The organism is Dactylosporangium sp. NPDC049140 (assembly GCF_040648435.1).
Window position 1 is genome coordinate 1 of record NZ_JBEZDS010000104.1, and the last position, 13,281, is coordinate 13,281.

The window sequence follows — 13,281 nt, forward strand, 5'->3', positions numbered from 1 at the left end:
ACGGCGACTGGTCGGTGCGCCGGGTCGCCGTGCACGCCCTCGGGCGGCAGTTCGGGGACGACGAGGCCATCCGGGCGCTCTTCGTCGAGCGGGCCCAGGCCGGGCCGGACGCGGACACGCGGCGGCTGTTCGGCCAGGCGCTCACGTGGCTGCCCCGCGCCGACCCGGAGGACCTGCCCTCCGTGATGTAACGGTCGCGGAACCCGGTGGAACGCCTTCCCGGTAGATGTCCGACGGGCATCGGGACGTACTGGGGAGGAGCAACAAGCATGAGCAGGAGACTCTGGGCCGGATCCGCCGGCATCGGGCTGGTCGCGGCGCTCGCCGTCGCCACGCCGGCGTCGGCGTCCGTCACCGGGTGCTACGGCGACTGCAAGCCGGGCGTCGTGCGCGTCACCGGCAACCTGCGCTTCGACGCGCCGATCGGCGTCAACGACCAGATCACCGTCACCGGCGACAGCAGCGTCATCACCGTCACCGACCCCACCGCCACCCTCACGGCCGGGGCCGGCTGCACCCTCGTCACCCCGCACCAGGTGCGGTGCGCGTCCACGGCGTGGATGAGCATGCGCATCCGGGGGCTGGACGGGGACGACGTGATCACCAACGCCACCGCGTTCCCGGCCGACCTGTCCGGCAACGACGGCAACGACCGGCTCACCGGCGGGTCCGGCGACGACCGGCTCACCGGGGGCTTCGGGGCCGACGTCCTGCAGGGCGGGGGCGGCTCCGACACCGCCTCCTACGCCGACCAGTCCAACCGGCTCGCCGTCCGGGCCGACCTCGACGGCGCCACCGGCGACGACGGCAGCGCGGACGACGGGCCGGCCGGGGCGCGCGACACGATCGCCGCGGACGTCGAGAACCTCGTCGGCACGCTGCAGAACGACGTGCTGATCGGCAACGCCGGGGCCAACTCGATCGACGGCGCCGGCGGCCACGACCAGATTCAGGGGCTCGGCGGGAACGACAGCCTCACGGCGCGGGGCGGCGGGAGCATCGACGGCGGGGCGGGCACCGATGACTGCACGTCGACACTGGTGTCGCAGCCGGTGAACCCCGATGTGTTCACCGGGTGTGAGTCGGCGGTGGTCGTACCGTAGCCGGGCATCGACGGCCATCCGCCCGCAGGCCCGCGGGCGGGTGGCCCTCACTGGTGTGAGCGAGGCGGGTGACCAGGGCGGGTGACCGCGGGGCTCCGGCAGCGTACTGTGAGCCAGTCTCGTTTCCGATCGCTGGAGTCCCCGTGAAGCTCTCCATCCTGATGCCGGTGTACAACGAAGAGGCGCGGCTGCCTGACGCATTGAAGCAGGCCCTCGCCGTTGACTACCCGTGCGAGATCGAGCTCGTGGTCGTCGACGACGGCAGCAAGGACGGAACCGCACAGATCCTGGCCGCGGCGGACGACAGCCGGCTGCGCCCGATCACCCACCCGCGCAACCAGGGCAAGGGCGCGGCGATCAAGACCGCCGTGGCCGAGGCGAGCGGCGACTACATGGTGATCCTGGACGCCGACCTCGAGTACGACCCGAACGACATCCCCCGGCTGCTCGACCCGGTGCTCGACGGGCGCGCCGAGGTCGTCTACGGCAACCGGACCTTCGGCTCGCACAGCTCCTTCTCGTTCTGGTACGTGATGGGCAACAAGGCCGTCACCACCGCCGCGAACATGCTGTACAACTGCTACCTCTCCGACCTCGAGACCTGCTTCAAGCTGATGCCGCTCGAGCTGTACCGCTCGCTGGCGGTCAAGTCGAAGGGTTTCGGCATGGAGGCCGAGGTCACCGGCAAGCTGCTGCGCCGCAAGGTGCGCCCGTTCGAGGTGCCGATCAGCTACGCCGCCCGTTCCCGCGAGGAGGGCAAGAAGATCACGTGGAAGGACGGGGTCGAGGCGCTGTGGATCCTCGCCAAGGAGCGCATCCGCAAACCCCCGGCGAACATCTGACGGCGATCGCGGCATTCAACCCGGTGACTCGCTGATCGGTCAGAAAAATCTGACCGATCGATGGAGCCGGGGTGCCTGACCCCTGAGGATCATGGCCCCGTTGTGACCCCTCCCTGTCCATTCGGATCAGGGTCCACTTCAACGGGGAGTTCGCTAAGTGACTGAATCGCGCCTGCCCAGGCGCACCTCGATGACGCGCATCGCGCTCATCGGTGCGGTCGCCACGGCCGTCGTCGCCGCCGGAATTCCGGCGGCGTTCGCGGCGCCCGAGAAGCAAGGCAACACGGGCGCCGACGCCAGCAACCTCAAACCACCGTCCCACAAGCCCCTCACCAAGGCGAAGGGCGCCGACCCGCAGGCCAAGCCGCAGGTCACCACGGAGAAGTTTCGTTCCGGCGGCCTCGGCGCGCTGACCGACAGCTACCTCGTCGTGCTCAAGAACAACAAGGCGACGCAGGACCAGGTCACGGCCAGCGCCGGGGCGCTCACCAAGGCCCACAACGGCAAGGTCGGCAAGGTCTGGTCGAAGGCGGTGCACGGCTTCAGCGCCACCATGTCGGACGCGGACGCCCGCAAGCTCGCCGCCGACCCGGACGTCGCCTACGTCGAGCAGAACAAGCTCGCCACGGTGACGGAAGCCACGCAGAACACCGATCCGGCGGACGCGAACCTGAACCGCTGGGGCCTCGACCGGATCGACCAGGCGTTCCACCCGCTCGACCACACGTACAACTACTCCGCCACGGGCAGTGGCATCACGGTGTACGTGATCGACACGGGCGTCAACCAGGCGCACCGTGAGTTCGCCGGCAACCCCGGCTTCAAGCAGTCCTACTCGACCACCTGGACGCCCGCCCAGGTCAACGCCTGTGGCACGCCCGCGGCCGGGGCGGACGACGCCGGGCACGGCACCTTCGTGGCCGCCGAGATCGCCGGTGCGACGTTCGGCGTGGCGAAGGGCGTGGCGATCGAGTCCGTGAAGGTCGTCGCCTGCGACGGCAGCGCCACCACGGACCAGCTCGTCGACGGCGTCAACTACGTCACCCAGAACGCCGTCCGGCCGGCGGTGGTCAACATGAGCCTCGGCATCCCGGGCAGCCAGGCGCTCGACGACGTCATCAAGACTTCGATCGCCAGCGGCATCACCTACTCGGTCGCCGCCGGCAACGAGAGCACCGACGCCTGCACCAGGTCGCCGGCGCGGGTCACGGAGGCGATCACCGTCGGCGCCACCGACGAGACCGACTTCCGGGCGTCCTTCTCGAACACCGGCTCCTGCGTCGACCTGTTCGCGCCCGGCGTGAGCATCGAGTCGGCGTACTACGCGCCCACGAGCGAGGACACCCAGACCACGTTCGCCGACGGCACCTCCATGGCCACGCCGCTCGTCGCGGGTGACGCGGCCCTGCTGCTGCAGGCGCACCCGACCTGGACCCCGGCCCAGGTGCGGGACGCGATCGTCAAGGCGGGCGTCGCCGGAACGGTCCACGCGGCCGGCGCCGGATCGCCCACCAAGCTGCTGCGCATCGGCGAGCCGGCCGCGCCGACCTCGTTCGGTCTGCGGGCGCACGCCAACGGCCAGTTCGTCACGGCCGAGGGCGCCGGCGCGCAGCCGATGATCGCCAACCGCTACAACAAGGGCGCCTGGGAGGGCATCACGGTCGTGGACGCCGGCGACGGCGTGCACGTCGGGCTGCGCTCCAGCTCGAACAACCAGTTCATCACCGCCGAGAACGGCGGCGCCTCCCCGCTGATCGCCAACCGGGCGAGCATCGGAGCGTGGGAGAAGTTCACGCTCGTCAGCAACGCCGACGGCAGCGTGAGCTTCCAGGCCGCGGTCAACGGCAAGTACGTCACCGCCGACCTCAACAACGGCGGCAAGCTCATCGCCAACCGCGACGCGATCGGAATCTGGGAGTCGTTCGACCGGGCCGGCCCGGCCACGACGGTCTTCCTGTACTCCCTCGTGGCCGGCCTGTACGTCACGGCGGACAACGGAGGCAACTCGCCGCTGGTCGCCAACCGCATGTCGATCGGGCAGTGGGAGCAGTTCGACGTCGTCGACGCGGGCGGGTACGCCGCCTTCGTCTCGCACGCGAACGGCAAGTTCGTCACCGCCGACCTCAACAACGGCGGCAAGCTCATCGCCAGCCGGACGGCCGTCGGCGCGTGGGAGAAGTTCACCGTCGTGGCCGACGGTGACGGCATCACCAGCTACTTCGCCAACGCGAACAGCCGGTACGTCACCGCCGAGAACGGCGGCGCCCTGCCACTCACCGCGAACCGCACCGCGGTCGGCGCGTGGGAGCTGTTCTTCTTCTACAACGTGGGCGAACTGACCCCGTAAACGCACAGACGTTCCCCCCGCCGGTCGACCCGACCGGCGGGGGGTTCTTCGTTTCGCACGGCGTACCGTGGCGCGGTGAGCTTCGGTCAACCCGTCGCGTCGCTCGAGGTACAGGTGGCGCTGTCCTGGGCGGTCCGCCGGGCCTGGGAGACGCACGAGGCGAGTGTCAGCGCGGAGCGCGCCGCCGACGCGATGCTGCGCATGCTCGGCGCCGACGAGGTCCGCTGGCAGATGCTGCCCGGCTGGGGCGCCTCCGGTGAGGAGGTGCCGGCCGAGCAGGAGGACGAGGTCGAGGCGACGCTGCGGCTCGCGCAGTGGCGGGCCCGGCGCGACCTGCGCCGCTCGGCCGGCGACCCGCTGCCGGAGTGGGACCCGCGGGTGCGGGTCGGGCTCGGCCGGGCCTTCGCGGCGGCCGCCGAGGCGCCCGCGATCCGCTGCATCGGCTTCCGGCTCTTCCTGCGCGCGCTGCTGGTGGAGTGCGCCTCGCCGGGGGAGTGGTCCGAGTTCATCCGCCGCTTCCACCTGCGCCCCGACGAGGAGTTCCTGCTCGACGGCACGCCCCCGGTCAGCTCGGCCACCGCGTTCCTGCGCCCGGCCCGCAAGGGCGACCCGGTGCTCTCGGCGCTGGCCGCCCCGGCGGTGCTGCGGGGCGAGGCGGTGCAGCAGGCGGTGCGGGGCGGCTGCGCGCTGGTCGGGCAGGCACACGCGGTGATGGCCATGTGCGCGCTGGAGTACCTGATGGCGATCACCCGCATCCGGCTCGCCGACGACGCCGCCGCCACGAACCAGGGCGCCCGGGTGCTGGCCGAGCTCGGCCTGGCCTACCCGGCCGTGAAGGACTTCGCGATGGACCTCTCGCCCGGCCCGGCCGCGATCCCGCGCGAGGACAAGGCGTGGCGGGCCGGGCGCGGCGACCCGCCGTTCGGCGCCGACCTCTACCACGCCGCGGGCGAGGCGTCACGGCTGGCGGGTGAGCTCGGGCACCGGTACGTCGGCTCGTCCCACCTGCTCTTCGCGATCGCCTCGGAGGGCGAGGGCCCCGGCGCCCGGATGCTGCGCGGCCACGGCGTCGACCCGGCCGCGGTCGCCGTGCGCCTCGGCCGCGAACTGGCCCCCTGAGAATTACACGAGCCGGTCGGTAGGCTGCCACGGTGACCGGGCGACTGCTGGCCATCAGCGACCTCCACGTCGGATACGCCGAAAACCGCGCGCTCGTCGAGCGGATGCGGCCCACCCACCCCGACGACTGGCTGATCGTGGCCGGCGACGTGGCCGAGCGGTTCGCCGACGTCACGTGGGCGCTGCGCACGCTCAGCGAGCGGTTCGCGAAGGTGATCTGGGCGCCGGGCAACCACGAGCTGTGGACGCCGCAGAACGATCCCGAGCAGGCGCGCGGGGTGGCGCGGTACGAGAAGCTGGTCGACGCGTGCCGGAAGCTCGGCGTGCTGACGCCCGAGGACCCGTACGCGATGTGGGAGGACCGCCTCGCGATCGCCCCGCTCTTCGTGCTGTACGACTACTCGTTCTGGCCCAAGGGCGCGACCTCGACCGAGCAGGCCCTGGAGATGGCCCACGCCGCCGGGATCGTGGGCACCGACGAGGCCCTCCTGCACCCCGACCCCTACGCGGGGCGCGCCGACTGGTGCGCGGCCCGGCTGGAGCTGACCGAGGCCCGGCTGGCCGCCGTCGGCGGGCCGACGGTGCTGGTCAACCACTTCCCGGTGGTCCGCGAGCCGACGGACGTGCTGTGGTACCCCGAGTTCGCCCTCTGGTGCGGCACGACCCGCACGCGCGACTGGCCCACCCGCTTCGGCGCCGAGGTCGTCGTCTACGGCCACCTGCACATCCCACGGACGATCTGGCACGACGGCATCCGGCACGAGGAGGTCTCGGTCGGGTACCCGCGCGAGTGGAGCAAGCGCGCGACCCCGCCGGCTCAACTCCGCCCGGTTTTGGAGCCTCAGTCCTAGAACGTCCCCCCGGCCCCACGGGCGGTCACGCCTCGGGAATGATCGATGCGCCACCCCAACCACCCCTGGGAGCGCAGTTTGCGTCAGCATGCCCTGCGCCGTTCGCTGCTGTCCGCCGCAGCCACGGCCGTCATCGTCGCCGGCATCGCGGTGCCCGCCGGCCCGGCCCTCGCGGCCGGGACGAGCACGGTCACCGGCCACCTCACCGACTCCTCCGGCCAGCCCCTCGCCAACGCCTCCGTCCAGGTCTCCGACGGCGGCACGACGACCGTCAACACCACCACCGACGCGGGCGGGGCCTACACCGCTTCCGGCCTCGACGCCGGCGACTACACCGTGTCGTTCGTCCCGGCCGGCGCGCAGTTCCGCCAGTACGCCCACCGCCAGCGCGCGTGGGAGGCCGCCGAGCACTTCGCGGTCGCCGCCGGGGCCACGGTCGTCGTCGACGACCAGGCGCTGCCGTCCGGCCGGATCGCCGGGGCCCTGCACCAGCGCGACGGCTCCCCGGCCACCGCGTCCCTCACCGTCTACGCCGGTGACGAGCAGGTCCTGGTCGGCGTCGCGGACACCGCGGCCGACGGCACGTTCTCGCTCGAACTGCTGCCGGGCACCTACAAGATCCAGTTCTACCGGTACCCGTCGATCAACCAGTGGAACGGCGCCTCCTTCACCTACGATTCGGCCGCCCCGATCGCGGTCGTGGCCGGGCAGACGACGCCGCTGCCGGAGACGTTGATCCCGACCGGCTCGATCGCCGGCCAGCTGCTCGCGGCCGACGGCACCCCGGCGGCCGGAGTCTCGGTCGGCGCGAGCACCCTGGAGTACATCGGCGGCACCCACAACGCGACCACGGGCGCGGACGGCCGCTACCGGATCGACGACGTGCCGGTCCGCAGCGACTGGCTCGTCAGCTTCTCCGGGCCGAGGTGGGTCCCGCAGTACGCGCACGACAAGCTCACCCCCGAGTCCGCCGACCGCTTCGCGGTGACCGAGGGCCAGGTGACCACGGTGGACGAGCGGTTCCGGCCGACCGGCTCCGTGCGCATCCGCGCGCACGACGCCGGCTCCGGGGCGCCGCTGTCCGGCTTCTGCGCCTACGCACTGCTCAACACCAACATCTCCGGCTGCACCGACGGCGCCGAGCTGGTGCTGACCGACGTGTTCGCGGGCACGTGGCACTTCAATGTCAACATCGGCGACCGCCGGCACTTCGAGGTCGCCGACGCCGCGGCGACGGTCACCGGCGGCCAGACCGCCGACCTCGACGTGGCGATGGCCCTCGGCGCGAGCATCACCGTGCCGATGGTCGCGAGCGCGGGCGGCGCCGCGGCCGAGGGCTGCGTGCAGCTGGGCAAGGTCGGCGACTCGTTCCCGACCTGGCTCTCCTACGCCTGCTCCGACTGGCAGCAGTCGCCGGTGCCCGGCACGGTCGTGCTCGGGCCGCTGGAGCCCGGCGCCTACCAGGTGTTCGCCGACCCGAACGGCGACGCCCTCGGCGCGCAGTGGGTGGGCCCGGCCGGCGGCACCGGCGACCGCGACGCCGCCTCCCGGTTCACGGTGGCCGCCGGGGACCAGCTCACGGTGCCGGTGGTCCGGCTCGACGCGGCCGGCTCGATCCGGGGGAAGGTGACCGACGTGGCCACCGGCGCCCCGGTGCCCTACGCCTGCGTCTCGGTCACCCCGATCGTGCCCGGGTTCGGCGGGGACGGCTGCCCGCACTCGACCGGCGCGGACGGCACCTACGTGCTCACCGGGCTGGGTCCGTACGCGTGGCCGGTGGAGTTCGCCAAGGCCGAGTACCAGTGGCGCTGGTCCGGCAACGCCCCCAGCCGGCCCGAGGCCACCAAGGTGACCGTGCGCGTGGGCAAGAGCGTGGCCGCCAACATCAAGCTGCGCACCGGCGGCGGGACCGTCGCCGGCACCCTCCGCGACGCCGCCGGGCACCCGGTCGACGGGGCCGTGACCCCGTACAACGCGGTCACCGGCGAGGCCGTCGCGCTCGGCGGGACGGCCTACAACGGGCAGCCGTACTCGATCCCGCTGCTCGCGCCGCAGCAGTCGGTCAAGCTGCGCTGGTCGACCAACAACGGCCGCAACGGCTGGGTCGGGGGCGCGGACTTCGCCTCGGCCACGGCCTACCCGGTCAAGAACAACAAGACGGTGACGGTCAACATCACCATCCCGTGACACGGCGGTGGCCGGGGCCCGCGGGCCCCGGCCACCGTCCCGGATCGGTCCCTACAGGCTGAACCTGCGGTCGAGCGCGAGGTTGTGGTCGTCGAGGCCCGGGATGTACCCGGCGGTCCCCGACGCCCCGAAGGACGCGGCCGGCGGGGTCACGTTCGCCCAGCGCAGGAGGGCGGCGGTGGCCTTGGCGGTCTCGTCGGGCTTGAGCGCCGCGATGTTCGCGCCGTGGTTGGCGCCCGTCGCCATGTACCACTGCGAGTCGCGGGTGAACGGCCCGAGGCGGAACGGCTCCGCGCCCCAGGGGTCGTTGGCGCCGTACACGAACAGCAGCCGGCTGCCCGCGAACTTCACCCAGATGTCGATGTCGAGCATGGTGAACGGCTGGAAGCGCGGCACCAGCTCGCGCGGGATGTAGGACTGGGCCCGGTCCTGGCCGCGGTAGTGCTCCAGGCCCTTGAGGTGCGGCTGGGAGACGTCCGGGTAGCCCAGCTGGTACGAGGCCTGGAAGTAGTACGTGATGTAGGGCGTGATGCCCTGGTCGGTGTTGGAGTCCAGGCCGTAGATCAGGTCGATCCAGTTCCAGATGTCGTCGCTGGACGCCGTGGCCGGGGGCACGTCGGCGCAGTCGCTCTCCAGGCTGTACTGCCAGAAGGCCCACGTCGTGCCGTTGACCATGAACTCGAAGGCCCGGTCGACGCCCCCGACGATGCCGAAGGTCCGCTGGTTCTCCGTCGCCCAGGCCTGGTACCGCGCGACGAGCTCCGCCCGCCGGTGGAAGGCCTCGATCTGCACGCCGTCCAGCGCGGCCCGGCACTGCGCGGTGCCGACCTTGGTGAAGAACTTGTCGTAGGCCGAGTCCTCGTCGTTCACGACGTCCTGAGGCGCGACGTACGCGACGGTGCCGTCCACGTCGTTCGGGTAGAAGCGGCGGTGGTACACCGAGGTCATGCCGCCCTTGCTGGCCCCCGTCGAGATCCACTTCTGCGAGTAGATCGGCTTGAGCGCGGTCACGATGTGGTGGTGGTCGGTGGCCGCCTGCCAGATCGTCATCTGTTGCGGCCAGTTCGGGTTCGCCGGGCGCGACGGGGTGAAGAAGCGTTGCTCGACGGAGATCTGGTTGCCGTCGACCAGCCGGGTCGGCTCGGAGCGGAACGCGTACTCGGGCACGTTGTAGCCGGTGGTGTGCAGCACCATCGGCCGGTCGGTGCCCCGGTGCAGCAGCGTGAAGCGCTGCTGGAAGGTGCCGGCCCGGGGGTTGAGGTGGTCGACCGGCTGGGTGATGCTGAGGATGAAGAAGCGGTACGGCGCGGCGACCGGCTGCTCCGCGACCACGGTCAGGCCGGGCACGGCCGCCAGGCGGTCCTTGATGTCGGTGGCCGTCGCGGCCGACGCGGGCGCGGCCACGGCGACGGTGCCGACCATCCCGAGCATCAGCGCCACGGCGAGCAGCGCCTGTCGGAATCGGATCATGCGGTACCTCCACATCGAGACTTTCCGCTGTCTCGATGGAAGCTACCGGCGCCGCGGGCTATTCGGCCCCGCGCGACCACCCTCGCCGTGGGTCGAACAGGGCGATCGGGTGAGCGGTCGCCCCGGTCAGCGTGAGATCGGCGAGGATCTCTCCGACGACGGGCGTGAACTTGAACCCGTGCCCGGAGAAACCGCAGGCCACGGTGACCCGCTGCCGGTCCGGGTGGCGCGCGATCACGAAGTGCTCGTCGGGGGTGTTGGTGTACATGCAGGTCTTGCCGCGCAGGAAGCTCCCGGCCGCGGCCGGCACCCGCTCGGCCAGGTGCCGCGCGATAAACACAACCTCCTCGTCGCGGATGGCGCGGTCGATGGTCTCCGGCGTGGTCGCCTCGCCCCGCCGGAAGAACGCGAACTTGAGCCCGCCATCGGGGCCGTCCAGCGCCGGGAAGCCGTACACCTGCTGCTTCTGCGGGTCCTCCCAGATGAAGATCGGATGCCGGTCCGGGCCGAACCGTGCAATGTCGCCGTCGGGGGCGAACCAGAACTGCACCTGCCGCTCCACCACGAGCGGCACCCCGAGCTCGGGCAGCAGCCCCGGCGCCCACGCGCCCGGGCAGAGCACGAGCGCGTCCGCGCGGTAGGTGCCGCGGGCCGTCCGGACGGTCACCCCGCCGCCGTCCTCCGTCCAGGTCTCGACGGGCTCGTGGAAGCGCAGGTCGGCGCCCTTGGCGGTGGCGAGGGCCAGGCCGGCCTCGACCGCGGCTTCGGGCCGCAGCACGCCGGCGTTGCGCTCGAACAGCGCCACCTCGCCGTCGCGCGGGGTGAACTGCGGGTACCGGCGGCGGATCGCGGCCGCGTCGAGCATCTCGTGCGGCAGGCCCCACTGCTCGGCGGTACGCCGGCTGCCCTCCACGGTGAGCGAGTCCGGCGGGCCCATGAAGAGCCCGCCGGTCAGCGTGAGCAGGTCGCGGCCGGAGTCGCGCTCGAGGCGCTCCCACAGCTCGTAGGAGCGCAGGATGAGCGGGACGTAGGCGGGGTCCTCGAAGTACGCCTGCCGCGTGATCCGCGAGCCGCCGTGGCTGGAGCCCTGGTCGTGGGCCGGGCCGAACCGCTCCAGGCCGAGCACCCGCTGCCCGCGGGCGGCCAGGTGGTAGGCGGCCGAGCTGCCCATGCCCCCGAGGCCGGCCACGATCACGTCGTACTGCTGTGCCATCAGGGCAGCGTAGCCACCCTTGCTTGCTTTTGGATCACGGCGGACAGCCCGACCGCGAGCGCCGCGAGGGCCAGCCCGGCGACGGTGAGCAGGCCCAGGGGACGGTCGACCTCGTAGGCCGCGTAGGCGTAGAACAGGTGCGCGCGGGACTCCGGCAGGGTCACGTAGGCCCAGGCACCGAGCGTGGGCCAGGCGAGCGTCAGCGCCGCGAGCAACGCGAGCTCGCCGACGGCCACGCGCCACCAGAACGCCGCCCGGCGCAGCCGGCGCCCGACCCAGGCCGCGAGCAGCCAGCCCGCGACCAGCCCGAGCACCGCCCCGGCCGCCGTGAGCGGGCCGGCCACGGCCGGGGCGACCCCCGTCGCGATCACCGCGACGGAGCCGTAGCCGTCGACCGACACCGTCGCCTGGATGCCGCCGCGGGCCGCCAGCACGGTGTCGTCGTAGCCGGTGGGCGTCACGCGCCAGCCCGCCGCCTCCAGCCGCGCGCGGGCCGCGGCGAGGCTGGGCGGCCCCGCGGTCCGGGCGGACGTGATCGCCTGGGCGTTCAGGCCGAACGCCTCGGGCTGCCGGGTGACGTAGTGCTCCGCCGGGGCCCCGGCGGCCAGCGTGACCAGCTCGGCGACGACAGCGTCGCCCGGGTCCTCGGCGACGGCCCAGCCCGCGAGCGAGCCCAGCCCGGCCCCGAGCCCGCCCGCGATCAGCGCGCTCGCCAGGGCGGCGAGGACCATGACCCGGCCGGCCGGGAGCCGGAACCGCTGCCGCAGGCCGCCCACGAGGATGTCGTGCACCTCGCCCGCGGTGGGCCGCTGCCGCCCGGGGCCGGCGCCGTCCATGAGCGTCGTGAGGATCTCGGTGCCATGGGAGCGGCGATAAGCGGCCGGATAAGCCAGAAGCAGGCGTCGGTACCGTCGGGGCAGCGCCGTGTTCATGCTCTCGCCGGCCTCGGGGCGGCGGCCCGCCTGCGCCGCGCCCGGACCGTCGCCGGCCTCGGGGTGGCGGTCCGGCAGCGCCGCGCCCGTACCGTCACCGGCCCCCGGGCGGCCGGGCAGCGCGGCGCTCATGCGGTCACCGGGCCCGGGTTGGCCCGGCGGCGCAGGCGCTCGTCCGCGGCCGCCGCGCGCCGTCGCAGTCGCTCGGCCTCGGTCGCCAGCGCGGCCGCTCCGCCGTCGGTGAGCCGGTAGTAGCGGCGCAGCCGGCCGTCGACCGCCTCCTCCCGCTCCACCGCGATCAGGTCCTGCTCGGCGAGCCGGTCGAGCGCACCGTAGAGCGTGCCGGCACCGAGCACGACCTCGCCCCCGGACAGCGCGCCGACCTCTTGAATCAGCCCGTAGCCGTGCAAGGAGCGCTCGGCCAGCGCGGTCAGGATGAGCAACGTCGGTTCCCGCATGGCAGCCATGCCCGCTGACGTTACGGTCACCGAGACATATCGGCAACCGTATCTACGCTCAGTACTTGACCCGGTACCGGATGTGGGTCGCCTCGGCCGTGTCGACCACGCGCAGCACCTCCAGCTCGAGGCGCCGGTCCAGCGCCTCGAACAGCCGCCGCCCGCCGCCGAACAGCACCGGGATCTGGTGGATCTGCAGCTCGTCGAGGACGCCGGCCTCCAGCGCCGTGCGCGCGGTGTAGGCGCCGTGCACGAGCACGCGGCCCTCGCCGGCCGCCTCTTTCGCCTGCGCCATCGCGGCGGCGATGCCGTCGTGGACGTACGTGACGAGCGGGTAGCCCGCCACCTCCGGGGCCGGCGGCCGATGACTGGGCACGAAGATGCGGACCCCCTTGATGTGGTGCTCGCCGCCCCAGTGGTCGACCTGCTCGACGGTGCGCCGCCCGACGAGGATCGCGGCGCACGCGTTCATCTCGTCGACGACCTCCCCGGCCGCCCCCGCGGGCCGCACGAACTCCCCGCGCGGGCTGACGAACCAGTCGTGCAGCCGCATGAAGCCGTCCCCGCCCGGATGGTCCGGCCCGTCCCCGGGCCCGGCGATGAACCCGTCGAGCGACATCGACATGTACAGCACCGATACGGCCACGATGGCCCTCCTCTGGTGGTGGCACGTTTCCGGGATTCGGTGTTCCGGCCCGGCTCCTAGTGTTCTTGTCGACAGCGGCTTTCCAGGGGGGAACGATATGAGCGACGTGGATT

12 protein-coding genes are annotated in these 13,281 nt (G+C 72.6%); 7 read left to right on the forward strand and 5 right to left on the reverse strand.

All coding sequences use genetic code 11. The features are described 5' to 3' along the window. The 7 genes from AB0B76_RS57665 to AB0B76_RS57695 all read left to right on the forward strand — a co-directional run. Nucleotides 1–191: hypothetical protein (locus AB0B76_RS57665; protein ID WP_360394573.1), on the forward strand; the 191-nt coding region annotated here is incomplete at its 5' end. Nucleotides 192–269: 78 nt separating this feature from the next. After that, a complete protein-coding gene (locus AB0B76_RS57670; protein ID WP_360394576.1) occupies nt 270–1,103 on the forward strand; it encodes a hypothetical protein in 834 nt (277 codons plus the stop codon). A gap of 143 nt (nt 1,104–1,246) precedes the next feature. After that, nucleotides 1,247–1,945 (forward strand): glycosyltransferase family 2 protein, encoded by a 699-nt coding sequence (locus tag AB0B76_RS57675; protein ID WP_360394579.1) that lies wholly within the window; start codon nt 1,247–1,249, stop codon nt 1,943–1,945. 157 nt (nt 1,946–2,102) lie between these two features. Next, nucleotides 2,103–4,292: a S8 family serine peptidase gene (locus tag AB0B76_RS57680; protein WP_360394582.1), complete on the forward strand. Its 2,190-nt coding sequence runs from the start codon at nt 2,103–2,105 to the stop codon at nt 4,290–4,292. 75 nt (nt 4,293–4,367) lie between these two features. Further along, nucleotides 4,368–5,411 carry a Clp protease N-terminal domain-containing protein gene (locus tag AB0B76_RS57685; RefSeq protein ID WP_360394585.1) on the forward strand — a complete coding sequence of 348 codons (1,044 nt, stop codon included), beginning with the start codon at nt 4,368–4,370 and terminating at the stop codon, nt 5,409–5,411. A gap of 32 nt (nt 5,412–5,443) precedes the next feature. Then, nucleotides 5,444–6,262, forward strand: coding sequence for a metallophosphoesterase (locus tag AB0B76_RS57690; protein ID WP_360394588.1), 819 nt, complete (start codon nt 5,444–5,446; stop codon nt 6,260–6,262). A 78-nt stretch (nt 6,263–6,340) separates the two neighbouring features. After that, entirely contained in the window at nt 6,341–8,449 is a 2,109-nt protein-coding gene (locus AB0B76_RS57695; RefSeq protein WP_360394591.1) for a carboxypeptidase-like regulatory domain-containing protein, read from the forward strand. Nucleotides 8,450–8,500: 51 nt separating this feature from the next. Here AB0B76_RS57695 and AB0B76_RS57700 read toward each other — a convergent pair whose 3' ends face one another. From AB0B76_RS57700 to AB0B76_RS57720, 5 genes are read right to left on the reverse strand one after another with little or no spacing between them, the layout of a single operon-like run. Next, entirely contained in the window at nt 8,501–9,919 is a 1,419-nt protein-coding gene (locus AB0B76_RS57700) for a S28 family serine protease (protein WP_360394594.1), read from the reverse strand. Nucleotides 9,920–9,977: 58 nt separating this feature from the next. After that, nucleotides 9,978–11,132, reverse strand: a complete 1,155-nt coding sequence (solA, locus tag AB0B76_RS57705; protein WP_360394597.1) for an N-methyl-L-tryptophan oxidase — start codon at nt 11,130–11,132, stop codon at nt 9,978–9,980. Further along, nucleotides 11,132–12,196 (reverse strand): hypothetical protein, encoded by a 1,065-nt coding sequence (locus tag AB0B76_RS57710; RefSeq protein ID WP_360394600.1) that lies wholly within the window; start codon nt 12,194–12,196, stop codon nt 11,132–11,134. The genes solA and AB0B76_RS57710 overlap by 1 nt, the downstream gene beginning before the upstream one ends. Then, nucleotides 12,193–12,522: a PadR family transcriptional regulator gene (locus AB0B76_RS57715; RefSeq protein ID WP_360394606.1), complete on the reverse strand. Its 330-nt coding sequence runs from the start codon at nt 12,520–12,522 to the stop codon at nt 12,193–12,195. Before AB0B76_RS57715 ends, AB0B76_RS57710 begins: the two co-directional genes overlap by 4 nt. A gap of 58 nt (nt 12,523–12,580) precedes the next feature. Further along, nucleotides 12,581–13,168: a dihydrofolate reductase family protein gene (locus tag AB0B76_RS57720; protein WP_360394603.1), complete on the reverse strand. Its 588-nt coding sequence runs from the start codon at nt 13,166–13,168 to the stop codon at nt 12,581–12,583. Between the last annotated feature and the right edge of the window lie 113 nt (nt 13,169–13,281).